Origin of the sequence: Bacillus sp. YBWC18 (genome assembly GCF_002998775.1) — a bacterium.
GTDB lineage: Bacteria > Bacillota > Bacilli > Bacillales > Bacillaceae > Bacillus.
The window spans coordinates 64,200-88,310 of record NZ_PVRI01000001.1 but is presented as its reverse complement, the minus strand read 5'-3'; the positions used below and the strand labels follow the sequence as shown (position 1 = coordinate 88,310).

Below are 24,111 nucleotides of genomic sequence, written 5' to 3'. Positions count from 1 at the left end.
CCCATTCATGCAGTTTGACTTCATTCTTCCAATGTTGCACATGACATTTCCTCCTTTTGGCTCTTGAATCTTTTTTTATCTTATAGTGGCTGTCATCATTTTGTCAATAAATATTTTTCAATAAATGAAATTTTCTAACAAAAAGTTCACCGCCTTTATGTGTATCTTTTTCAGATAACGGGTATACCATGAGTGTAAAGACTCCTTTTGAAAGGAATGAGGACATTGTTTCAAGCTGATCGGATGGTCGTTGCGTTTGATGGACATGAAGACAGTAAGAAAGCATTAAAAAAGGCAATCGCTCTAGCCAAAACCTTGAATGCCAAGCTGACTGTTGCCTATGCACATGATGGCAAATCAAGCAGACAGGTGTTTGATGCACCACGCCCAATGACTGGCGGAGCTTATATCGGCGGCGGCATGGCAGACCTTCAAACACCCCCTGTGTATGTACCTCATGATGAACAGCAAAGTCCCTTGATTTTTGAAGATCATACAGAAGAGGTCGTTGCAGAAGCAAGAATGCTTTTAAATGAGGAGCAGTTTGAAGCTGCCATTGAAATTGTTGAGGGGGAACCAGCGGAAGCGATTATCGAATATGCTGAAGACATATCAGCAGACCTCATCGTCATGGGAGCACGTGACCAAAGCAGATTGAAAAAAATGCTCTTTGGCAGTGTAAGTGAAAAGTTATCATCAAAATCAGATATACCTGTGCTTATTGTAAAATAAAAGAATCACAAAAGGCTGTAAACATTGGTTTACAGCCTCTCTTTATTTATGAAGAAATAGATGCTTCACTTTCATGTTTAATTTTTTGCTGGAAGCCTTCCTGTACACGCTTTGTCAACTCTCCTGGAACGCCTTCCCCTACTGGCTGGCCATCAATTTCAACAATCGGAATGACTTCAGCCGTCGTCGAGCTGATGAAGATTTCCTGCGCGCGCAGCAGCTCTTCTTTACTTATACAAGTTTCTTCAACACTGCATCCCTCTTCTTTACATACCTCAAGAAGCTTTCTACGGGTAATACCGTTTAGAATAAGATTGTTTGCTGGATGTGTGCGAATCACGCCATCAATGACGGCATATACATTCGAGGAGGTTCCCTCAGTCACAAAACCATCTCTAATGAGAATGGCTTCAAATGCACCAGCTTCAGATGCCTTCTGCTTTTCCATGACGTTATATAAGAGATTTAAGCTTTTAATATCACATCTTAACCAGCGAAGGTCCTCAGATAATATGGCCTTTGCACCAGCTGTCTGCTCATGAACAGGCTTTTTCACCTGGAACGTATATGCTGTGATTTGAGGAGTGAGAGAATCGCCATATTGATGTTTACGCGGTGCGACGCCCCGCGTGACTTGAATATACACACCTCCATCTGTTAATTGGTTGTGGGCGACGAGCTGTTTTAACTTTTCTTCCATATCTGATACTGCACCTTGAAGATGAATGCCGATTTCTTTTGCACTCTTGAACAGACGCTCTGTATGCTCTTTTAATGTAAACAAAGTCCCATTGTATACACGGATGACCTCATAGACGCCGTCACCAAATTGATAGCCTCTGTCTTCAATATCAACATGTGCATCCTTTTTTTCAATGAAATCGCCATTATACAATACTTTCATACGGAATCTCCCCTTCGCTTCGCATTAATGGTTGAGTCTGATGCTATCTTAGCGGATAAATGAGTACGTTTCAATGATTATTCAGAATTATTTCACATCATGATAAATGGTCAACTTTCTATTGTAACAAACATAGACTCATAACCAAAAAGATTCCAATTTTTTAGCATCTTCTATATTCATAGGCTCTTTTTTCCTGTATACTTAATCGATATGAGCACGACAAAAAACAGCGAAAAAAGACAGAATCTACTACATGATTCGACACAAATTTTTGATTTATTGGAGCGATTGTAATGCAACGGGTTACGAAAAAACAGACACCTTCAAACACGATGCTGCTCTCAAAGGCGATTGGTTTAGTGATTCTGTCACTGATCCTCTTTTTTATTTGGGATATATCTAAAACCAATATGCAGGCAGCAGATCAGCCGGCTAAAATGTCTGCGAGCAGTCAATTCCGAGACACAAGCACAAGTCTGAAAGCAAAAGATGATTCTACGAAAACATTAGATGCACATTTTAAGATCAACCCAAACAAACATGTAACGGATCAAACGATCTTTTTAACCTTTGATGATGGTCCGTCAGCGACATCAAATCAGCTTTTAGATGTGCTCAAAGCGCATCAAGTAAAGGCCACATTCTTTATGCTTGGGCCGCAGATTAAGGAACACCCGGCAGCTGTGAAAAGACTTCATCAAGAAGGTCATCAGTTAGGGCTTCATGGTATCACACATGATGTGAAACGCTTTTATCAAAAAAGTGATTCTCCCGTCAATGAGATGAAGGAAGATCAGCGCATTTTGGCTTCTGTCACAGGTGAGTATACACATCTTGTGAGAACACCTTATGGCAGCGCCCCAAATTTAACGGATCAGCAAAAGGCACGTTTAAAACAAAAAGGCTTTGTATACTGGGATTGGACAATTGACAGTCTTGACTGGAAATATAAAAGCTCAAAATATGTACCAGAGGTATTAAATCAGCTGCAAGTGCTTGAGACAAAACATCCAAATGAACCAAAAATCATCTTAATGCACGATCAGCCAGCGACAGCAAAATACTTAAACAGTTTAATCACACAGCTAAAAGCGAAGGGCTATACATTTGAAGTCCTTGATGAATCGATGAAGCCGCTGCAACAATAAAGAAAGACCCCGCACCTTTTTTGGATGCGGGGTCTTTGATGATTTATAAAGCTTTCACGAGATCGCCAATTCGCTCATGAAAGACAAGATCAAACAGTGGATCGTATTCTGTTTCACTCAAATTCATCATCACCTTGAAGATGGAAGGATTTTGAGCGGCATCTTCTGGAATATATCTTGCTGGCGCCACTTCTAGGGAAGTCCCCATGACGAGCAGAAGGTCCGCTCGCTGAAGTGATTTCTCTACTTGATCAAAATGTTTGACCCTGTCTCCAAAAAGGACAACATCTGTTTTCAGCACACGCCCACATGTCCGTCCGTCTGAGGAAACCTTTAGACATACAGGCACTTCTTCTTGTAATAAATAAGGCAGTTCATATGTCGCTTGGCACGATGGGCAAGTAGCTGTTTGAATGGAACCGTGGAGTTCATATACTTGCTGGCTTCCTGCTTTTTTATGCAGGCCATCAATATTTTGGGTGAAAATATCCACATGTTTTCCTTGTTTCTCAAGGCTGGCTAAAAAGGTATGCCCGCTATTCGGCTCGTACTTCCCGCTCATTTTCATCTGAAACAATTCCTTGAATTTCGGCCAGAATTGCTGAGGGTGTGATAAAAAGTAGGACCGGCTCATCGCCTCCATGCGGGCGGTGTCTTCAGTCCATAAGCCGCCCGTTGATCTAAAATCGGGGATACCTGATTCCGTGCTCATACCCGCACCTGAAAGTACCATAATATGTGAAGCCTGCGTTAATTTCTCGCTTAGCGCTGCCACCTTTGTTTGATCCACTCACCATTCCTCCTTTATTCACCCAGCTGTTTTTCGCCTTTTTGTTTCATATAAATGGTCTGTCCAGGGAAGGCAAATTCTACACCTTCTTGATGGAAGATATCCATGATACGGTAGTTAATGTCCTGTTTAATATCAAGGTTTTCAGCCCAGGCCGTCGTGTTTGTGTAAAAGTTGAAAAATAAATTCAAATAACTGTCCGCCAGTACATCGAGATTTACCATGATCGTCTCCTTGTGCACCCCATCATGTTCATAAAGCATTTGTTTGAGACGTTTGATGCATCGGTCAAGATTTTCCTTTGGTGTATTATAGGATACACGTACGGAAAACGTAATTTGGCGTTTATTCATTCTCGTCCAGTTCGTGATAGGTTCCTTTGAAAGCGTAGAATTCGGAACTGTCACAACAGCTTCAGCAGGTGTTCTAAACTTTGTGCTTCGAAATGTAATGTCCTCGACAGTTCCAAGAACACTTGGCGTCTCCACAAAGTCACCCATTGTAAAAGGCTTCTCTGTAATGATGACGATCCCTCCAAAAAAGTTCGCCACCGTATCCTGGGCAGCAAGCGCAAAGGCTAGACCACCTAGACCAAGACCTGCCACAAGTCCATTTACATCATAATTAAATTCTTGTGCAATGACACTAATACTTAGTGCAATGATAATGAAGCGAAGTACCTTTGATAAAAACGGTGCTAAAATATCATCCATTTCCAATTCAAATTTCGAATTTACTTTTTGAAATAAGAAAGAAGAAGCTGCGGTTAAATTACAAAGCCCCCATGTCAGCATCAATATAATGGAGGATCTATATAATTTGACGATGACATCCATATGATGCTCAAAGTATGGTGCTTGTCTTAACGCAAAATATAACCCAAGTGCGACAAAAAACAGTCTGGCTGGCTTTTCGAAAGCCACAACAATTTGGTTAATGACCTCCGTTTTAGACCGATTGGTCAGCCTAAAGAGAAGATGAAATAAGTACTTCGTAAATACTTTCCGAAGCAATAAAAAAAGCAATAAAATACAAAGGCTAATACCGATTTGGATCGCAACATCTACTGTAAAATATGTATCCATCCATTTTTGTGTAATCATGTTTGTCTCTCTCCTTTAAAACAATCCTCTCTAGTTTATAATATAACCTTCGTTTATGTCCTCTCATAAATGTCTGACCTCTATATAAAAAGCCTCGGGACCAGTCCCGAGGCATGATGTTCAATTATGAAATTTTGGCTAGAGACATATCGACGGGCAGCAAACTACTTTTTCTTCTGAGCCTGATCAAGGAGAGTCGCTTTAAACATTTCAGCATCCGTTTCGGCCTTAATACGTTCTTCCACTCTAATTCTCCCTTTACCCAATCATCTCGCCTCCTTTTCATCATTATAAAACATCAGAATTTTCAGTCAACATGACGAAAGCACTAATATTTTGGCGAACGCTGACGATTTGGACAAAATTGATCGAAGAAAAATTGATGTACTTCAGATTTACTCAATCAAAGCTTGGGATATTCCTGCAACTTTTCACATTTGAATCATCATACTTTCTTAGCAATGCGATTCACCATTACATACAGCTCTTCTTCCCTCCCTATAGTAAAGAAGGAAAAACGGTAAAGCATTTGATATGATAAGACCAGAACTTATGTCAGGGAGCTGGAGCATGTGTATATTATCGCGCATAGAGGGTCATCAAGTGCTGCCCCAGAAAATACAATTGCCGCGTTTGATTTAGCTGTTCAGCAGGGTGCAGATTATATTGAATTAGATGTACAGCTCACATTGGATCAGCACGTCGTCGTGATCCATGATGATACAGTTGACCGAACGACGAACGGAAACGGTTTAGTCAAAAGCTATACACTTGATCAGCTGAAAAAACTGGACGCAGGAAGCTGGTTTGACCAGCAGTACACGAATGAACGAATTCCAACATTACAAGAAGTTCTTGAGAGATACAGCCAGCGGATCGGGATATTGATCGAGATCAAACACCCAAAACGGCAGATAGGAATTGAAAAGGCAGTTGCCCGCATCATCAATCGGTTTGCCTATTCTCGTCATATCATGATTCAATCTTTTGATGATCATGCACTTCAAAGAATCAAAGCTTTCGCCCCTTCTCTTCGAACAGCTTTGATTATAAAGCCTACTGCATTTAAACTGGCGAAAAGAAACTTAACTGCATACAGCTCGTTTGCTGATTGTCTTAATATGAAGAAAACGATGATCAACAGATGGTGGATAGACCGCATCCACTCATTCGGGATGGATGTGTTTATATGGACTGTGAAAGACCAAAAAACAGCCGATCGGATCAAAAAATATCCCGTTGATGGAGTGGTGACGGATCACCCGCCATTTTTTCTAAAGGAGAAATGATGTAAATGAAAGCGTATCTTGCTGTATTTATAGGCGGACTGCTTGGGACACTTTGCAGATATGAACTAAGCCAATCGATTGTCAGCCAAACATTCCCTTATGCAACGCTAATCGAAAACGTAACAGGCAGTCTGCTTCTTGGTTTTTCAACAGGATATTTTATGTTCCAGAAGGGAAAAAAATATCTTGCCGCTTTGATCGGAACAGGATTTTGCGGAGGTTTTACGACAATGTCCACTTTTTCTAAAGAAACGGTTCTTTTATTACAGACTGGGCAATTCACCTCAAGTGTGATCTACATCCTGCTCTCAGTCATTGCCGGAGTAGCCGCTGCCTTATGTGGACTGATGCTTGCTCAGCGGCTCTTTCATCAAAATAAGCAGCAGAGAGGAGGCAGATAAATGATCGTTTTATATACAGCTGTTGCCGGCGGGATTGGCAGCGCCCTTCGTTTTTTCATTAGCCAATTAATACAGAAAACCAAGTCTCATGCTCGTTTCCCGTATAGTATTATTCTCATCAACTTATTAGGTGCTGCCGGTTTAGGTATACTGACAGGTGCCGTGACTGCCAATCATCCGCTGCTTATGATCATTGGAACAGGTTTTTTCGGTGGCTTTACAACATTCTCTACGTTTAGTGTAGAGTCTGCGACCATGCTAGAGCAGCGGCAAATCGGAAAACTTGCTGTCTACTTATTGATGACGATCATCGGGTCTTTCTGTCTCTTTGCTGCGTTCTATCAAATAGGACATCACCTTTTTTAAATATTGGTAATGGCGGCTAAGCTGATGAGCAGTTGATCCATGAGCTGGCGCTTCATTAAAAAGAGTGTTTTTTCACTGTAGCCGATTTCCATCGCACATTTGGCCATCCGCCAATCTCGAAAATATTTGTAATCGATGAGCTGCTGCTCTATTTCATCCAACTCTTTTAGTGCTGTTTCAATACATGCAACGATGAGTTCATACTGATTTTTTTGCTCTTCTAACTTCTTCCGTGTCATGTGATCCAGATGATGCGGGCTTCTGTTTTCAAGCTGTCTTTCGATATTTAAAATCGCTGCCTGGTAATTTTTGAAATTCTTCAAATGAAACTCAATACGTTTCATTGAGGTTTTTTTCTCTGTGATACTTGCTGTTTCATACCAAAGCATGTCCATCCCCCTCTATCGAACATTTGTTCTTATTATAACCCGAACAAACATTCGCAAAAAGAGACTAAATACCTAAAAAAACCTTGAGCTTATTTTTCGCTCAAGGTCATTTCATTTACTAACAGCGGCTCTTTTATATCAAGCCCAGTGCGTGCATTTCCTTTTTCTGATAATGTGACGCCTTTCTTCAGGTCGATCTTTTTAACATAGCGTCCATCCATCTCCAAGACCTTCATCCGAATATCATCAAGATAAATGGATTGTCCTTCTCGGATATCAATATTCTCTTTTAAGATTAACCCGCCTATTGTATCAATTTCTTCATCATGATATGACATTTCGATCAAATCTTGCACTTCATCTAATCTTACTTTGCCATCTAAAACATAATGATGATCGGCTCTTTTTTGAATAACCGGCTGCTCATCTTCATCGAATTCATCTCGAATATCTCCAACAATCTCTTCTAAAATATCTTCTGTTGTGACAAGTCCAGACGTTCCGCCATATTCGTCGGTTAAAATCGCCAAATGCATTCTATCGCGCTGCATCTTGACGAGAAGCTCCTGAATAGGAATCGTGTCAATGACCTCAATCACTGGATATATATAATCTTGAATCTTCAGTTGATCTTTTTCTCCTTGATACACAAGATCTGCAAAGAGCTGCTTTTTGTTCAGCATGCCGATGACATGGTCTTTATCCCCTGAAAACACGGGAAAGCGTGTATACTTTTCCTGCGTCATGATGGAGAGGATATCATCTAGCGGCATATCTTCTGGAATTGCACAAATTTCTCTCCGCGGTACCATGATCTCTCTGGCAATTCGATTATCAAAGTCGAAAATCTTGTTCATATAATTATATTCTGATGGGTTGATTTCCCCATTTTTTAAGCTCTCAGATAATAAAATCTTCAATTCCTCTTCAGAATGGGAATGTTCTTTTTCAGACCCCATATCGATGCCCATCATTTTGGTTAGAACACGGGCTGACCCGTTTAACACATAAATGAAAGGGAACATCAGGATATAAAATGCATGCAGCGGGCCTGACAGCCAGAGCGTCATTTTTTCCGCCTTTTGAATCGCAAGCGTTTTTGGTGCAAGCTCACCGACGACTACATGCAAAAAGGTAATAATAGAGAACGCAAGTGTTGCTGAGATCAGGCTGATTGCTGAATCAGGAATGTTTGTCAAACCGAAACCTCGAACCAAAAGTTCTTTTACAGCCGGCTTACCAATCCACCCTAAACCAAGGGATGTCACTGTAATACCGAGCTGACAAGCTGACAAATATTCATCTAGCCTTGATGTCACCTTTTTCGCCACGATGGCCTTTTTGGACCCTTCGGCAACAAGCTGATTAATTCTTGAACTTCTCACCTTTACTATGGCAAATTCAGATGCAACAAAGAAAGCTGTTAAAGCAATCAAAACACCGACTATACTCAGATTAACAATATCGTCCATTTAACCTTGCTCTTTCTTAGAAGAACAAGGAGTCACCTCCTGATTGATGATGTTATATTTTGCAAAACGGTTAACTGATTAAATAAGACTACATTGAGGGCCCCACTTAACCACCTCCGGTTCACGTATAAATCCGCTTCTCTACATATATATGAAACGGTATTCATTTTATCTTACCATAAATAATCTGAAAATTCCTGTATCACTATGTCAAATTTGACAGGACAATCTAGACTGAGAAATCCCTCTCTAATGTTCATATCGGCAGGAAATATGAACAATTAACTTGTATTTCAGACTCGAATTATATTAAACTATTTTCATAAACTATAACGTGACGGTTAGGAGGAGATGTTCAGATGGGGCTGAGAAAAAGTATCGTATTGGTGAACTAGCACAGATTGCACAGGTGACGAAACGAACTGTAGATTATTATACAAATCTAGGTTTGCTTGCGCCTGTTAGATCTTGCTCAAATTATCGTTATTACGATGAACATGCTTTAAAACGATTACAATTAATCGTTCTTTGCAAACAGCAGAGATTGGCTCTTTCTGACATCAAATCCAGATTAGATGAACAATTCCCTTCTCAAAAGGAAGATCCTGATGAACTTGTCCATTTAACCTCTGATATCGATCGGATGAACGAGCATATGGACCGCATTTTGGTACGTTGTAAGCAGCTTCAGCCAGAACAACGTGAAAAATTAAAAGAGCAGCTTACACCTGAAAAGATGACGGCTGTCCAATCATTTTTACTGCTGTTAAGTTAAAATTTTTACTAAACAGGAGGTGTTACCTTCGTTCTCAAAGTCAGAACGAAGGCCTTAATTGGACATAGTTAATTTACTTATAGTTGCTTTGCTTATAGCTTTAACCGCATTTTTCGTAGCATCAGAGTTTGCGATCATTCGCTTAAGAAGCTCAAGAATTGATCAGTTAATCGCAGAAGGTAATAAAACAGCAGTTGCTGTCAAGCATGTCACGACTCACCTTGATGAGTATCTGTCGGCCTGTCAGCTCGGTATTACCATTACCGCCCTTGGTATTGGTTGGTTAGGGGAAGAAACAATTGCGCACATGCTTGCTCCACTATTTGTAGAGCTGTCCATTCCTCAATCAGCTAGTTCTATTGTCACTTTTATTATTGCGTTTAGTATTATGACGTTTTTACACGTTGTGGTTGGAGAACTTGCACCAAAAACACTCGCCATTCAAAAGGCGGAGCAAGTATCTCTTCTTTTTGCTAGACCGCTCATGATTTTTTACAAAGTGATGTTCCCGTTTATCTGGGTATTAAATGGATCTGCTCGTTTGTTAACAAAAGCGTTCGGTCTTCAGCAAGTTTCTGAGCATGACATGGCGCACTCTGAAGAAGAATTGCGGATTATTTTATCAGAGAGCTATAAAAGCGGCGAAATTAACCAGTCTGAATTCAAATATGTAAATAAAATTTTTGAATTTGATGACCGTCTGGCGAAAGAAATTATGATTCCTCGTACCGAAGTTGTCAGCTTCCCTCATGATATTACCATTGAGGAAATGCTGAAGGTGACCAAGGTAGAGAAATATACACGTTATCCAATTGAAGATGGCGATAAAGATAACATGATTGGTGTTCTGAACATTAAAGAGGTTCTCACTGCCTGCATTAGCGGTGAGTGTTCTACAAGTGATACAATCGAAAAGTTTGTCAACCCGATTATTCATGTGATTGAAACAGTTCCTGTACATGATTTATTGCTCAAAATGCAGCGTGAACGTGTACACATGGCGATTTTATCAGATGAATACGGCGGTACAGCAGGTCTTGTGACTGTAGAAGACATTCTTGAAGAAATCGTCGGTGAAATTCGTGATGAATTCGATATTGATGAAATCAACGAAGTTCGTAAACTTGGAGAAGACCATTACATCTTTGATGGAAAGGTTCTAGTTGACCAAGTCAACCTGCTCTTAGGTACGCAGCTTGATAACGAAGAGGTCGATACGATCGGCGGATGGTTCCTTACACAGAAATATGAAGTTGAGAAAAATGACACCATTCGTGAACAAGGCTATGAATTTATCATTAATGAAGTCGATGGACACCATGTGGTATATATCGAAGTCAAAAAGTTAAATGAACAATTAGCAGAAGCCGCTGAAGAAGGCGCTTCTTAAGAAAAAAACGACCCTTGCCAAAGCAAGCGGTCGTTTTTCTTATGCCTTTTCCATTAATTGAGCTTCAAGTTCTTTAATTCTCGTGTTTAATACTTCCGTCATGGCACCTAACCGTTCTTTTGGCGGCAGATGCTCAAATTCTGACTGCTCAATCGGTTCACCGATAATTAAGCGCATTTTCCCCTTTTTGAAAAGACTTTTCGCATTGGACGGTCCTTTGTACGCTGCTGGAACGATTGGCGCTTTACCGAGCTGGGCAATGGTGACCGCACCTCTTTTTAAAGGTACATCCTCTGTTGTACGTGTTCCGCTTGGAAAAATCCCAACGATCTTTCCCTCTTTTAATAATTTAATGGGCGTTTTAATACTGCTTGGCCCAGGATTCTCTCGATCAACTGGAAAGGCATGAATCTTCTTTAAAAATCCACCGATCCATTTATTTGCAAACAATTCTTTTTTTGACATGTAGTGGATCTCAAACGGAAGAATCCCTGCGCCTAATGCAAGAACATCCACAAAACCCTCATGTGTACATGCAATGACAAACCCCCGATCCGTTGGCAGATTCTCTTTTTGATATACTTTGATTCCGCCTCGGAGAGAAAATAATACTTTGATGGTATAGCCTGAAAATTTATACATAGTGCACTTCCTTTGTTTGAAGAATGAAGGATTTGTTTCTATTATAACAAATTTTTTATTACCTGGTACTAAAAATTTCATGAAACAGACAAACCATCACATCATTTTTCGTTAAGAATCACCGTTCTTTCTGTATCCAGGTCCATGGTTTTAGGAGAGAATAGAAGAGGAATTGTGTCCAATTTTGTCGTTTTTTAAGGTTTTTTCCTGATTTGTTCTATTGAAAATGCTTTATAAATGGCGTAAATTTCGCTATGATAAGGAGAAATGATTTTGATTCGGCGAAAGAGATGAGTAATGTACGGTATTGAGAAGTTTCGTGCAACTTTATGCCTTTCTTATGCGTGTATAACATAGAGGGGAGAAAAATCAGTGACGATCGATGAAATTTATCAAATGTATATGAACGATGTTTACAGGTTTCTGCTCTCCATGACAAAAGACAAACATTTGGCAGAAGACTTATTGCAGGAAACCTTTATGCGTGCTTATATACATATTCATTCCTACGACCATAGCAAAGTGAAACCTTGGTTATTTCAGGTGGCACGAAATGCTTTTATTGATTATGTCAGGAAACATAAAAAAGAAGTGACCATATCGGATGATCTAATTGGCGGCCTTTTACAAACGTCTGTACAAAGCCCTGCTGAACAGGTTGAAATAAAAGAAGTCCTCAACATGTATTTAGAGCAGCTTCCAGATAACTACAAGGAAGCGTTGACATTGTATTATTTAAAAGAACTGAATTACAAGGAAGCATCCAAGGTCATGAATATTACTGAAGCAAATTTTAAAAGTGTTTTATTTCGTGCAAGGCAGCGCCTAAAAGCACTTTACAACAGAGGTGTTAATGATGAATGAAGAGTTTAACAAGCGATGGGAACAATATAATAATGGTGAGATGAACGAGGAAGAAATGATGGCGTTTGAAGAAGAACTTGAAGAAAACGAAAAACGCTTAAGTCAGGAACTGAACGACTCGGATTGGACAGATTTTTCCATCAGTCCTGAAAAGCAAAAAGCCATCTTACAATACGGAAAAAGAAAGTCTTATTTACGGATTTCCGTGCTTGCTGTCATATCGACACTCATTATTTTACCGCTTTGTACATTAGGAAGTTATCTATACTACGGTGTGGGCGGAGCAGAGAGCAAAGGGAATCACTTCATGGAAACAGCCGCTGTCACCGTCGCTTTGACGAAACCAAACGTGGCGATTGATATGAAGGATTTAAAAGGCCAAGTCAAGCTTTTTGGGATGAACACCGAATTGAAGCTGCAAAAACAAATTGGCAATAAAACAGAAGCCATTGGCAGTGAACAAATCGAGATGTTTTTCGATAAATTAAAGCAGCCTACCATCTCTTATTATGGTGACAGCGCACGCGATACGGAGGATTTCTTTACCCATCCTTCGGCGCAGCCAGATGCATCAAAAAAACAAACACTCACTACTTTAGACAAGCTTCCTGAAGGAACAGTCAGTGAAGTGTATGTATCCTATGACAAAGCTTATACACCAAAGGACGTTTATTCCTTTGCTAAAAAATATGATATGAAAGTGCTCTGGAATGCGATTAAAACAGAGGATTCATTAAGCGGGAATCAGCGGCCAATCGGCTTCCCTGGGAAAGACTCTGAATTCTTAAAAGAACTTCAGCACACATCAAAAACAGAGGTAGATCAATTTAAAGATGCCCTTGCTTATGTCGATCAGCACCCAACCTGGGCAAAAACGATCTCTGGCAGACCTGAACTGGATCTGTCAAACCGAATACGCTATATCAACCAAAATGGTGTCACGATTTATGGCTCTGTGATCACAGGTCCTTCGAAAGAAATCGAGAAATTTGTGAAGACAAAACGCATTAAAACGGCAAAAGTGAGCGAGGTGGAATTATGGAATTGGTAAGAATTTTTAAAGAGCATAATGTATTTGGCTGGATTTCCGTCGGTACAGCGATATTATCCCTGCTCATGCTGAACCTCGCCATTATCAGCAACGTGACATTTTATTCTTTTCAGATGCTTCCTTTTGCAATGGCCGCAGTTCCATTTGGCATTATTGAACTGTTCATTAAAAAAGGCCGTACGGGCCCAGGGTTCCTTGGTGTCGTACTGAATATCTTTGTTATTGTTTGTGTCTACACCATCGTATCGATCGATGTCGATCTTCAATTAGGTTTTTAAATCTCATTAGATGAATAGCCAGTGTTACTTGACTAACGCCAAGCAGCACTGGCTTTTTGGTATTTTCTTAAATATACCCAACGGTAAGTCTACAGCGCAAATAAAAAAAGACTGCTTCATAAGCAGTCTCTTAGAATAAATTAGTTCACAAATGTTTTCGCTCCAAGGTAAATCGGCTTCCAGTAGCTTGAATTCATATTACTGATCGTCACACCATCAGAAGCAGCATGAATAAACTTGTTGTTCCCAATGTAGACACCCATGTGAGATGGACCCGATTTATATGTTGTAAAGAACACAAAATCGCCAACCTTTGGTGTTGATACGCTTTTCATTGATCCCCAGAAACCTTCAGTTGTTTGTCTTGAAATCTTTTTTTGTTTGTTAATGATATACCACATAAACCCGCTGCAATCAAAGCCCTTTGGTGTCGTTCCACCCCATCTATATGGTGTGCCATTGTGCGCTTTAGCATCCGATACAAGCTTAGACGTGTTTAAAGAAGAAGCAGAAACTGTTTTTTCTTTAACAGGTGTTGTCTTCACTTTTTTAGATGTCTTTTTGACCTTTAGCTTTTGTCCAATTTTGATAAGGTTTGTTTTGAGTTTATTTAACGATTTCAGCTCTTTTACAGTCATGCCGTACTTTTTGCCGATTTTAGATAATGTATCACCTTTCACAACTTTATGAGTCGCTGTCGCTGAAGCCGCTTTTACTTTTGTTGTTGTTTTTGATGTTTTCGCTGTTTTTTTTGAGGAAGTACCATTTACTTTTAAAGTTTGTCCAACATAAATCGTGTTAGATTTCAGCTTATTGTCTGATTTAATCTTGCTCACGCTTGTTTTGTATTTTTTCGCTAGAACAGAAAGAGAGTCACCTTTTTGAACTTTTACTGATTGTGCTGAGGCAGCTCCGGCAAATAATGTCGTCCCAAGTAGAACTGCACTTGCAGCTGTGATCAATTGTTTTTTCATTTGTTCCTCCTGTATGTATCTATCGTGATCCGAATTTTATCTACTTACTATTATAAGGATCAAATACCAGAAGAAATAGTCTTGACTTCCTACGACATTATGCTTATTAATTCGGCAAAATTTATTTTTTTTTAGGGTTCTTTATATTTCATTTTCATTACACAATCATGACAAAATAAACGCATCTTGTCATGGATAAATGATACATTCATTTCTCTTTTTGGTCCATTCTATGTAAAGTAGACCTTTACAATTTTAAAGGGAACTTTACGATCCTGTAAATGGGAATCCACAATTCTGCTCTACCATTGTAAACGTAAGAGCGATACATAAACAATGAGGAGGCAAAATGAATGAGTGTGTTGAAAAGCTCGAAAACGAAAATCGCTGCAGTAGCGGCAGCATCTGTGCTATCGATTGGCATTTTTTCAGGGATTGAATTTGGACAGGCTGACAAAGCAGAGGCTAAAAAGAAGCCAAAAAATGACGTGCAAAATGTGATCGTGCTGATCGGGGATGGCATGGGAACTCCTTATCTTTCAACTTACCGTTCATTTAAACACAACGGAGACCTTTCAAAACAAACAGCGTTTGACCCTTACCTCACTGGCATGCACAAAACATACCCTAACGACTCTAAAAGCAATATCACCGATTCTGCCGCAGCTGGTACAGCTATGGCAACTGGTAAAAAGACTTACAACAATGCGATCGGTGTAAATAAAAACGGCAAAAAATTAAAAACAGTTCTAGAAGAAGCAAAACGGAAGGGAAAATCTACGGGACTTGTCGTGACATCTGAATTAACAAATGCCACCCCTGCTGCGTATGCGGCTCACGATGTATCGAGAAAAAACACAGCAGCCATCGCTGATGATTTCTTCGATGAAAAAATCGGAAAACAGCATACAGTCGATGTCATGCTTGGCGGAGGTCTTGTCGATTTTGTCCGGAAGGATCGTGATTTGACGAAAGAATTCAAGCAAGCCGGATATGATTATGTCACCAATAAAGATGCCTTACAAAAAAACAAAAATCAAAAGGTGCTAGGCATTTTTGCTGACGGTGGTCTTGATAAAGCGATTGATCGTGATAAAAAGACCCCTTCCCTGCAAGACATGACGTCCTCAGCCATTAAACAGCTGTCTAAAAACAAAAAAGGATTTTTCCTTATGGTTGAAGGCAGCCAAATTGACTGGGCTGGACATGATCATGATATTGTCAGTGCAATGAGTGAAATGAAGGATTTTGAAAAAGCATTTGAAGAAGCCATTCGTTTTGCAAAAAAGGATAAAAATACGTTAGTCATCACCACTGCCGATCATTCAACTGGCGGACTTTCCTTCGGAGCAGACGGCTCGGGCAGCTGGGATTACAAACCGGTAAAAGCAGCGAAAAAGACGCCTGACTTTATTGCAAACAAAATTGTCAGCGGCATGCCTGTTGAGTCAGCGTTGAAACAATATATCGATCTTGAATTTACAAAAGAAGAAATAGCCTCCATTCAAAAGGCTTCTGAAACAAAGGATGCTGTTAAAATTGATGATGCGATTGAAGAAGTGATCAACATGAGATCACATACAGGCTGGACAACATCAGGTCATACGGGTGATGAAGTTCCATTCTTTGCATACGGACCATCCAGTCAAAAACTAAAAGGGCTGATGGAAAATACAGATCAGGCCAAACATATCTTTAAATTACTTAATCATCAATAAGACAAAAATCTTTGTAAGAGCAGGTGCACTAAGTACCTGCTCTTTTTATTGTTCAATCTTCCAGGTAAAATTCTGAAAATAAAGATATTGACAAACTGTTTATTTGTCTTACAATAAAACAAAAGAGTTTTTGGTAGCGCTTACCTTTCTTTTTAACAATTCACTTCACAGGAGGTTTTTAACCATGATTCAAGGTAGAAAAGCACCAGAAGGCATATTAGGGTTTCCTATTGCCCCTTTTCAAGCAAATGGACAGCTCTCCGAGGAAGCACTATTTCAAAACATTCAATTCTTACTAGACGAAGGGCTTGATGCCATTTTTATTGCTTGTGGGTCGGGAGAATTCCAGTCTATTAGTCAAAAAGAATACGAGCAAATGATTGATGTGGCACTGGCAGCTGCCGGTGGTAAAGTCCCTGTTTATTCAGGAGTTGGCGGAAATTTAAATACTGCCCTGGAATGGGCGAGAATTTCCGAGGAAAAAGGCGTTGATGGTTTCTTATTACTCCCTCCCTATTTAATTCATGGAGAACAAGAAGGACTATATGAATACGCCAAAACCATTATGGAAAGTACAAACTTAAATGCCATCTTGTATCAACGAGATAATGCTGTTCTCTCAGTGCAGCAAATCAAACGGCTCACTACTTTTGAACAGCTTGTTGGTGTAAAAGATGGGGTCGGTGATATGGATTTAAACGTGAACCTTTCCTATACGATAGGCGACAGGCTCAGCTATCTAAATGGATTGCCTATGGCAGAGGTCACAATGCCGGCTTACTTACCGATTGGTTTTCATTCCTATTCCTCCGCCATTTCAAACTATATCCCTCACATCTCAAGAATGTTTTATCACGCACTGAAGACTGGTGATCAGGAAATGGTCAAGGACATATACACAAGTGTAATTTTACCGATTAACCGGATTCGTCAACAGAGAAAAGGCTATGCTGTCTCATTAATTAAAGCTGGCATGAACATCATGGGGCATGCTGTCCGCAATTCAGCAAGACCACCTGTTGTCCCTGTAGAGAAAGAACACTATCAAGAACTAGAGAGCATTTTGCAGCACGCAATGGAACGCTTCCCTAAAAAAGCGGCTGTGAATTAACAATAGAAAGGAGATCATATTATGTCCATTTCAGTGAAACAAAAAACGTACTTCAATTATGTCAATGGTGAATGGGTAAAGGCTTCGACAGGAGAAGTGATCCCCATCCAGAATCCTGCCGACAAAGAAGAGGTCGTTGGATATGTACAGCGCTCAAGCCTTGAAGATGTGAACGCAGCTATCACTGCAGCACATGAAGCAAAGACAGCGTGGCGAGATTTATCAGGTGCAGAACGAGGACAATATCTTTATAGAGCAGCTGATTTGCTAGAGGAACGTCTCGATGACATTGCAGTCACTGCTGTAAAAGAAATGGGTAAAACACTTCCGGAGGCAAAAGGAGAAGCGGCACGCGGTGTGGCCATCCTGCGTTACTATGCCGGCGAAGGGATGCGAAAAGAAGGAGATGTCATTCCTTCTACTGATCGAGAAGCACTCATGTTCACTAAAAGGGTTCCATTAGGTGTTGTAGGCGTCATCTCTCCTTGGAATTTCCCTATTGCCATCCCTATTTGGAAAATGGCACCTGCACTCATTTATGGCAACACGGTCGTCATTAAACCTGCGACAGAAACTGCGGCTACTTGCGCAAAAATCATGGCCTGCTTTGCAGATGCTCATCTCCCAAAGGGAGTAGTCAATATGGTAACAGGGTCGGGAGCTGTTGTAGGTCAAGGAATGATTGAACATCCAAATATCCAAGGGATTACATTTACTGGATCCAATGCAACTGGTAAAGCTATCGGTCAAAAAGCCTTTGAACGAGGCATCAAGTATCAGCTTGAAATGGGCGGGAAAAACCCCGTTATTGTAGCCAATGATGCGGATCTTAATCTTGCGGTGGAAGCCACCATTACAGGAGCTTTCCGGTCAACAGGACAAAAATGTACAGCAACGAGCCGAGTCATTGTCCAAGAAGACATCTATGATGCCTTTAAAGAAAAGCTGCTTCAAAAGACGCAGGAAATCACTATTGGGGACAGTTTAAAAAAAGACGTATGGATGGGTCCAATCGCAAGCAAACAACAGCTTGATCAATGCCTTTCCTATATTGAAACAGGAAAAAAAGAAGGAGCTAACCTTCTCTTTGGCGGGGAACCATTAACAGATGGTGATTATCAGAATGGCTATTATATAGAGCCTGCCATTTTTGAACATGTCACCTCAGACATGACCATCGCTCAAGAAGAAATATTTGGGCCAGTCATTGCTTTAATCAAAGTGGGAGATATAAATGAAGCATTTCACATTGCCAATGATGTGGTATTTGGCTTAAGCGCTTCTATTTTCACACAAAACATCGGCCGTATGCTGACCTTTATTCAGAATATCCAAGCAGGACTCATTAGAATTAATGCAGAAAGTGCAGGAGTAGAATTACAGGCTCCATTTGGTGGAATGAAACAATCAAGCTCTCATTCTCGTGAACAAGGAGAAGCGGCAAAGGAATTTTTCACAGCCATTCAAACGGTTTTCATTAAATCGTAAATTTGAAGCATTTGAGAGGGCACCTGCCCTCCTCAATTCTCTATTTAGAAAAGGAGAAGAAATTATGATAAATAAACTCTTCCATGCTTCACAAACTGATAAAAAAACCTCTGTCCGCTGGTTTATCGTCTTCATGCTGTTTCTTGTCACTTCTGTCAATTATGCGGATCGTGCTACCCTATCGATTGCTGGAGATTCTGTTCAGCATGATCTTGGTCTTAGCTCTATTTCAATGGGTTATGTCTTTTCTGCTTTTGGCTGGGCATATGTCATTGGCCAACTGCCTGGCGGTTATTTATTAGATAAATTTGGCTCTAAAATTGTCATTGCCTGCAGCATTTTCTTTTGGTCTTTGTTTACATTGCTTCAAGGTGCCATAGGTTTTTTTACAGCAGGTACTGCGATTATTCTTCTTTTTTCCCTGAGATTCTTAGTAGGGCTGGCTGAAGCTCCTTCTTTCCCAGGAAATAGTCGTGTAGTAGCTGCATGGTTTCCTAGTTCTGAACGTGGAACAGCTTCTGCTTTCTTTAACTCAGCTCAGTATTTTGCGCTTGTCATTTTCTCCCCTATAATGGGCTGGCTTACACATTCTTTAGGATGGCATTCTGTTTTTATTGTCATGGGCATTCTCGGTATCTTGTTGTCTATTCTTTGGTTAAAAACGGTCTATAACCCAAAACAGCACCCGAAAATTAATGCAGCAGAGCTTGACTACATTTCAAAAGGCGGGGCTTTGACCTCAATGGACGATGAAAAGAGCCAGCAAAACAAAGAACCAAAATGGCCATACGTGAAACAATTACTTTCAAATCGGATGTTAATCGGCGTTTACATTGCTCAATATTGTATTACCACCCTCACTTATTTTTTCTTAACGTGGTTTCCCGTGTATCTTGTTCAAGCAAAAGGAATGTCCATTCTCGAAGCAGGTTTTGTTGCTTCCCTGCCAGCTCTCTTCGGTTTTTTAGGCGGGATTCTTGGCGGCTTGTTATCCGATTTTTTATTAAAAAGAGGGAACTCGCTTACTTTCGCACGAAAGACACCGATTATTATAGGCATGTTTCTTTCATGCAGTATGATTATCTGCAACTATACAGAATCTTCTTGGATTGTTGTTGCGATTATGTCGCTTGCTTTCTTTGGAAAAGGATTTGGGGCACTTGGCTGGGCCGTTGTATCAGATACCTCTCCAAAGGAATGTGCGGGTTTAAGCGGCGGTTTATTTAATACCTTTGGCAACATTGCGTCTATTACAACCCCCATTATCATTGGATATATTGTAAATGCGACAGGCTCTTTCAGTGGTGCGCTCGTCTTTGTCGGAAGTAATGCCGTCATTGCGATCTTAAGTTATTTATTCCTTGTGGGTCCCATTAAACGTGTGAATCTAAAAGAACCCCCTTCCACTCCACCGGCTTCAGTTCCATCAAGTTCAATTTGAAAACGTTTTATATAAAGGAGGATGCATATGAATCAACACTTAAAAGAAGTGAAAAAAGAACGAACAACCAATCTCCCTTACATTACTGACATGAAGGTGATTCCTGTTGCAGGCCATGACAGTATGCTTTTGAATCTAAGCGGAGCGCATGGACCTTTTTTCACAAGAAATGTTGTGATCTTAACCGATAGCAGTGGTCGTCAAGGAATCGGCGAAGTTCCCGGCGGTGAAAACATTCGTCAAACACTTGAAAATGCCGCCAGACTTGTCCTCCAAAAACCAATTGGGCAACATCATGCCATCCTGCAATCGGTACAGCATACATTTCAAGACCTCGATACAGGCGGTAGAGGCAATCAAACTTTTGACTCTCGGACAACAATACATGCAGTTACAGCGATAGAAGCTGCTTTGCTGGATTTATTAGGTCAATTTTTAGAAGAACCGGTTTCTTCTTTATTAGGAACCGGTCAACATAGACAGGAAGTTGACATGCTTGGGTATTTATTTTACATAGGGGATCAGATGAAAACCCCTCTCCCCTATTTGAAAGAAGATCATTCATCTTGCAGCTGGTTCCGGCTTAGGCGTCAAAAAGCACTAACACCGATGGACATTGTCCGTTTGGCTGAAGCGGCTTATGAACGCTATGGATTTCAGGATTTTAAGTTAAAAGGCGGCGTCTTTTCTGGAGAAGAAGAGATGGAAGCTGTAGAATCTCTTTCAAAACGTTTTCCAAATGCCCGTATCACACTTGACCCTAATGGAGCTTGGTCTCTTGATGAGGCCATTCAGCTTTGGAAAGGAAAACAACATCTGCTTGCATATGCAGAAGATCCATGTGGAGCAGAAGACGGATTCTCATCCAGAGAAATTATGGCCGAATTCAAACGAGCTACAGGAATTCAAGTGGCTACGAATATGATCGCAACTGATTTCCGTCAGTTGTCACATGCGATCCAATTACATGCGGTTGATATTCCACTGGCGGACCCACATTTTTGGACAATGGAAGGTTCGGTCAGAGTAGCTCAAACGTGTCATGATACCGGCTTGACCTGGGGATCGCACTCTAACAATCATTTTGATATATCCCTGGCCATGTTTACACACGTTGCCGCTGCCGCACCAGGTCATATAACAGCCATTGATACCCACTGGATATGGCAAGACGGACAGCAATTAACCAAGAACCCACTTTCAATCAAAGAAGGTCGTATAAAAGTGCCTCAAGAACCTGGGCTGGGTATTCAAATTGATATAGAAAAGCTAGAGGAGGCCAACCGTTTATATGAACAAATGAAGCTTGGTGCAAGAAATGATGCCATTCAGATGCAATATCTCATCGATGGCTGGACATTCGATCCGAAAAAACCGTGTTTAATTCGGTAGTTTGACTGTAAATGATTGTGTTCCCCTTCATTTTGTCTTACAATTGAACAACTGAAGGGGGAGAATGACTCGTGAATGAAAGCATAGATGAACTAAAATTTGAAACTGTTAATCGAAAAACATTAGCAAAACAAGTCATTGAACGTATCGTTCATTTATTGTCTAGCGGGCAATTAAAAGCTGGTGACAAACTGCCGACAGAAATGGAACTAATGGAAATTCTATCAGTAAGCCGTCCTGTACTGCGCGAGGCTTTAAGTTCTCTTGAAACATTAGGTGTCATCACAAGGAAAACTCGAGGCGGCACATACTTTAATGATAAAATTAGCAACCAGCCTTTTTCTGTAATGCTCGCACTGGCTCAAGATAATTTACCAGCCATTATAGAGGCTCGAATGGTACTAGAACTAGGCCTTGTCACCATTGCTGCTGAGAAGATCAGTGAAGAAGAATTAAAAAAATTAGAAAAAACCATTGAAATGATTGAGAAAAGTACAGATAACAACTATGGTGAAGCGGATAAAGAATTCCATCGGATTATTGCCTTAAGTGCAAACAATCCCGTTGTTGAAGGTATGATTCAGGCGCTTTTAGTATCACATGCCAAGATTGACAGTCAAATTCCTTATCGAGAAAAAAAAGTGACCGTTAATTATCATCGGAAAATTTATGAAGCGCTTCGACTTAGAGACCCATATCAAGCACACTTCCATATGCATGAACATTTGAAGTTTGTACGTGATAAAATTTTAAAAGGGTTAAATCAAACGCCATGATGTGGAAGCGGATATGCTTCCTCTCCTCTAAAATGATAACGCTTTCGAAGGAGTGATCTCTTGAATCAAAAGGCACAGGAAGCACCCCTATATATTCAAGTAAGCCCAAAGGATAATGTGGCAATCATCGTTAATGATGGTGGATTACCAGCTGGCACTGTCTTTTCGAGTGGATTGTCGTTAACCGAACGAATCCCTCAAGGGCATAAAGTAGCACTTAAGACTATAGAACAGCATGCTCCAATTATCCGATATGGTGAAATCATTGGGTACGCTAACGAAACCATCCTGCAAGGAGGTTGGGTGAAAGAGCAGCTTGTTCAAATGCCAGCCCCTCCTCCTTTAGAAGAATTATCATGCAAAACATACAGCGGCTCTCCTCTTAAAAAGCTGGATGGCTATGAATTTGAGGGCTACCGAAATTCAGATGATTCTGTTGGTACTAAAAATATTCTCGGAATTACAACAAGCGTGCAATGTGTCGTGGGGGTTCTTGACTACGCCGTCAAAAAAATCAAGGAAGAGCTGCTGCCGAAATATCCAAATGTCGATGACGTTATTCCCCTCCACCATCAGTACGGCTGCGGTGTAGCCATTCATGCACCAGATGCGTTCATTCCCATCAGAACCATCCAAAACCTAGCCACACATCCAAACTTTGGAGGAGAGGTGCTGATCATTGGATTAGGCTGCGAAAAACTCGTACCTTCACGCATCGTCTCAGAAGATCAGCAACACGATATTTTAACCTTACAAGAAGAATCAGGCTTTTCTTCAATGATTACCTCCATTATGAAGGCTGCAGAGCGCAAACTAATGAAACTCAATGGACGGACGCGCGTCCCTTGTCCTGTATCGGATTTAGTGGTGGGCTTACAATGCGGAGGAAGCGATGCATTCTCAGGTGTAACGGCAAACCCTGCCGTTGGATATGCAGCAGATCTTCTTGTCAGAGCAGGCGCAACCGTTCTTTTTTCAGAAGTGACAGAAGTGCGGGATGCCATTCACCTATTAACACCAAGGGCTGTTAATGAAAAAACGAGGCAGGCACTTATACGGGAAATGAATTGGTACGACAATTATTTAAACAGAGGGCAGGCAGATAGAAGTGCAAATCCTTCCCCAGGAAATAAAAAAGGCGGTTTATCCAATGTCGTAGAAAAGGCGCTTGGCTCTATCGTCAAATCTGGCACAAGTCCAATATCTGGTGTGATTGGGCCTGGTGAGAAAGCAGCAACCAAGGGATTAATATTTGCTGCTACGCCGGCAAGCGATTTTGTCTGCGGGACACTGCAGCTCGCCTCTGGCATGAATTTGCAAATTTTCACAACAGGCAGAGGGACTCCATACAGTCTAGCAGCTGCACCCGTAGTAAAAGTGTCTACGAGAACCAGCTTACAGACACAGTGGCCAGATCTTATTGATTTTGATGCAGGCCGTATTGCAACTGGAGAAGCAACAATTGAGGAAGTGGGTACAGATATATTTCACTATATATTAGATGTCGCCAGCGGCAGGAAAGAAACATGGGCCGATCATTGGGGGATTTATAATGATCTGTGCCTATTTAACCCAGCCCCAGTCACATAAAAGAAGATGTCCGTTTTAGGACAT

The 24,111-nt window shown here is 40.7% G+C and carries 25 protein-coding genes; 17 read left to right on the top strand and 8 right to left on the bottom strand.

Going from position 1 to position 24,111, the window contains the following annotated elements:
• Positions 1–225: 225 nt before the first annotated feature.
• Positions 226–732: a universal stress protein gene (locus C6348_RS00520; protein WP_003210990.1), complete on the top strand. Its 507-nt coding sequence runs from the start codon at positions 226–228 to the stop codon at positions 730–732.
• 46 nt (positions 733–778) lie between these two features.
• Here C6348_RS00520 and dat read toward each other — a convergent pair whose 3' ends face one another.
• A complete protein-coding gene (gene dat / locus C6348_RS00515) occupies positions 779–1,636 on the bottom strand; it encodes a D-amino-acid transaminase (protein ID WP_106031624.1) in 858 nt (285 codons plus the stop codon).
• 296 nt (positions 1,637–1,932) lie between these two features.
• Here dat and C6348_RS00510 point away from each other — a divergent pair, with 296 nt between their 5' ends.
• The gene (locus tag C6348_RS00510) at positions 1,933–2,787 is read left to right on the top strand and encodes a polysaccharide deacetylase family protein (protein WP_106041441.1); all 855 of its coding nucleotides are present in this window, start codon (positions 1,933–1,935) and stop codon (positions 2,785–2,787) included.
• Between the two features lie 43 nt (positions 2,788–2,830).
• On the opposite strand, the gene C6348_RS00505 is transcribed toward C6348_RS00510, so the two are convergent.
• The 3 genes from C6348_RS00505 to C6348_RS00495 all read right to left on the bottom strand — a co-directional run bounded on the left by C6348_RS00505 (position 2,831) and on the right by C6348_RS00495 (position 4,946).
• Complete coding sequence (locus C6348_RS00505) at positions 2,831–3,562, bottom strand: NAD-dependent protein deacylase (protein ID WP_411266098.1); 732 nt, start codon at positions 3,560–3,562, stop codon at positions 2,831–2,833.
• Between the two features lie 29 nt (positions 3,563–3,591).
• The gene (locus C6348_RS00500) at positions 3,592–4,680 is read right to left on the bottom strand and encodes a mechanosensitive ion channel family protein (RefSeq protein ID WP_060595874.1); all 1,089 of its coding nucleotides are present in this window, start codon (positions 4,678–4,680) and stop codon (positions 3,592–3,594) included.
• Positions 4,681–4,844: 164 nt separating this feature from the next.
• Complete coding sequence (locus tag C6348_RS00495) at positions 4,845–4,946, bottom strand: YhdX family protein (RefSeq protein WP_017360338.1); 102 nt, start codon at positions 4,944–4,946, stop codon at positions 4,845–4,847.
• 306 nt (positions 4,947–5,252) lie between these two features.
• Between C6348_RS00495 and C6348_RS00490 the strand changes: the two genes are divergently transcribed.
• From C6348_RS00490 to crcB (C6348_RS00480), 3 genes are read left to right on the top strand one after another with little or no spacing between them, the layout of a single operon-like run.
• Entirely contained in the window at positions 5,253–5,969 is a 717-nt protein-coding gene (locus tag C6348_RS00490) for a glycerophosphodiester phosphodiesterase (RefSeq protein ID WP_106041436.1), read from the top strand.
• 5 nt (positions 5,970–5,974) lie between these two features.
• Complete coding sequence (gene crcB / locus C6348_RS00485; RefSeq protein ID WP_060595870.1) at positions 5,975–6,370, top strand: fluoride efflux transporter CrcB; 396 nt, start codon at positions 5,975–5,977, stop codon at positions 6,368–6,370.
• Positions 6,371–6,736 (top strand): fluoride efflux transporter CrcB, encoded by a 366-nt coding sequence (crcB, locus tag C6348_RS00480; RefSeq protein ID WP_060595868.1) that lies wholly within the window; start codon positions 6,371–6,373, stop codon positions 6,734–6,736.
• Here the strand turns inward: crcB (C6348_RS00480) and C6348_RS00475 are convergent.
• A complete protein-coding gene (locus tag C6348_RS00475; RefSeq protein WP_106041434.1) occupies positions 6,733–7,125 on the bottom strand; it encodes a transcriptional regulator in 393 nt (130 codons plus the stop codon). The two genes, crcB (C6348_RS00480) and C6348_RS00475, sit on opposite strands and share 4 nt — an antisense overlap.
• An 89-nt stretch (positions 7,126–7,214) precedes the next feature.
• Complete coding sequence (locus tag C6348_RS00470) at positions 7,215–8,597, bottom strand: hemolysin family protein (protein WP_106041433.1); 1,383 nt, start codon at positions 8,595–8,597, stop codon at positions 7,215–7,217.
• Positions 8,598–8,931: 334 nt separating this feature from the next.
• Here C6348_RS00470 and C6348_RS00465 point away from each other — a divergent pair, with 334 nt between their 5' ends.
• The gene (locus tag C6348_RS00465) at positions 8,932–9,372 is read left to right on the top strand and encodes a MerR family transcriptional regulator (RefSeq protein ID WP_034620022.1); all 441 of its coding nucleotides are present in this window, start codon (positions 8,932–8,934) and stop codon (positions 9,370–9,372) included.
• A 58-nt stretch (positions 9,373–9,430) separates the two neighbouring features.
• Complete coding sequence (locus C6348_RS00460) at positions 9,431–10,762, top strand: hemolysin family protein (RefSeq protein ID WP_012009419.1); 1,332 nt, start codon at positions 9,431–9,433, stop codon at positions 10,760–10,762.
• Between the two features lie 39 nt (positions 10,763–10,801).
• Here the strand turns inward: C6348_RS00460 and C6348_RS00455 are convergent, their stop codons facing one another.
• Positions 10,802–11,404 (bottom strand): lysophospholipid acyltransferase family protein, encoded by a 603-nt coding sequence (locus C6348_RS00455; protein ID WP_034663683.1) that lies wholly within the window; start codon positions 11,402–11,404, stop codon positions 10,802–10,804.
• A 372-nt stretch (positions 11,405–11,776) separates the two neighbouring features.
• Here C6348_RS00455 and C6348_RS00450 point away from each other — a divergent pair, with 372 nt between their 5' ends.
• The 3 genes from C6348_RS00450 to C6348_RS00440 are packed head-to-tail and all read left to right on the top strand — an operon-like array spanning position 11,777 to position 13,597.
• The gene (locus C6348_RS00450) at positions 11,777–12,268 is read left to right on the top strand and encodes a sigma-70 family RNA polymerase sigma factor (RefSeq protein ID WP_003211938.1); all 492 of its coding nucleotides are present in this window, start codon (positions 11,777–11,779) and stop codon (positions 12,266–12,268) included.
• Positions 12,261–13,319, top strand: coding sequence for an anti-sigma factor (locus C6348_RS00445; protein ID WP_034663685.1), 1,059 nt, complete (start codon positions 12,261–12,263; stop codon positions 13,317–13,319). The genes C6348_RS00450 and C6348_RS00445 overlap by 8 nt, the downstream gene beginning before the upstream one ends.
• Positions 13,307–13,597 carry a hypothetical protein gene (locus C6348_RS00440; protein WP_034663689.1) on the top strand — a complete coding sequence of 97 codons (291 nt, stop codon included), beginning with the start codon at positions 13,307–13,309 and terminating at the stop codon, positions 13,595–13,597. Before C6348_RS00445 ends, C6348_RS00440 begins: the two co-directional genes overlap by 13 nt.
• Before the next feature lie 140 nt (positions 13,598–13,737).
• Here the strand turns inward: C6348_RS00440 and C6348_RS00435 are convergent, their stop codons facing one another.
• Positions 13,738–14,571, bottom strand: coding sequence for a C40 family peptidase (locus tag C6348_RS00435; protein ID WP_106041431.1), 834 nt, complete (start codon positions 14,569–14,571; stop codon positions 13,738–13,740).
• Positions 14,572–14,924: 353 nt separating this feature from the next.
• Between C6348_RS00435 and C6348_RS00430 the strand changes: the two genes are divergently transcribed.
• From C6348_RS00430 to garD, 7 genes are all read left to right on the top strand, one after another.
• Positions 14,925–16,289, top strand: coding sequence for an alkaline phosphatase (locus C6348_RS00430; RefSeq protein WP_106041430.1), 1,365 nt, complete (start codon positions 14,925–14,927; stop codon positions 16,287–16,289).
• 184 nt (positions 16,290–16,473) lie between these two features.
• Complete coding sequence (gene kdgD, locus C6348_RS00425) at positions 16,474–17,400, top strand: 5-dehydro-4-deoxyglucarate dehydratase (protein WP_106041428.1); 927 nt, start codon at positions 16,474–16,476, stop codon at positions 17,398–17,400.
• A gap of 21 nt (positions 17,401–17,421) precedes the next feature.
• Positions 17,422–18,888 carry an alpha-ketoglutaric semialdehyde dehydrogenase GucD gene (gucD, locus tag C6348_RS00420; protein ID WP_106041426.1) on the top strand — a complete coding sequence of 489 codons (1,467 nt, stop codon included), beginning with the start codon at positions 17,422–17,424 and terminating at the stop codon, positions 18,886–18,888.
• Positions 18,889–18,952: 64 nt separating this feature from the next.
• Positions 18,953–20,329 carry an MFS transporter gene (locus C6348_RS00415; protein WP_106041424.1) on the top strand — a complete coding sequence of 459 codons (1,377 nt, stop codon included), beginning with the start codon at positions 18,953–18,955 and terminating at the stop codon, positions 20,327–20,329.
• A 21-nt stretch (positions 20,330–20,350) separates the two neighbouring features.
• The gene (locus C6348_RS00410) at positions 20,351–21,721 is read left to right on the top strand and encodes an enolase C-terminal domain-like protein (RefSeq protein WP_411266096.1); all 1,371 of its coding nucleotides are present in this window, start codon (positions 20,351–20,353) and stop codon (positions 21,719–21,721) included.
• A 71-nt stretch (positions 21,722–21,792) separates the two neighbouring features.
• Entirely contained in the window at positions 21,793–22,497 is a 705-nt protein-coding gene (locus C6348_RS00405) for a FadR/GntR family transcriptional regulator (protein WP_034663709.1), read from the top strand.
• A 60-nt stretch (positions 22,498–22,557) separates the two neighbouring features.
• The gene (garD, locus tag C6348_RS00400) at positions 22,558–24,087 is read left to right on the top strand and encodes a galactarate dehydratase (RefSeq protein ID WP_106041420.1); all 1,530 of its coding nucleotides are present in this window, start codon (positions 22,558–22,560) and stop codon (positions 24,085–24,087) included.
• The last annotated feature ends 24 nt before the right edge of the window (positions 24,088–24,111 follow it).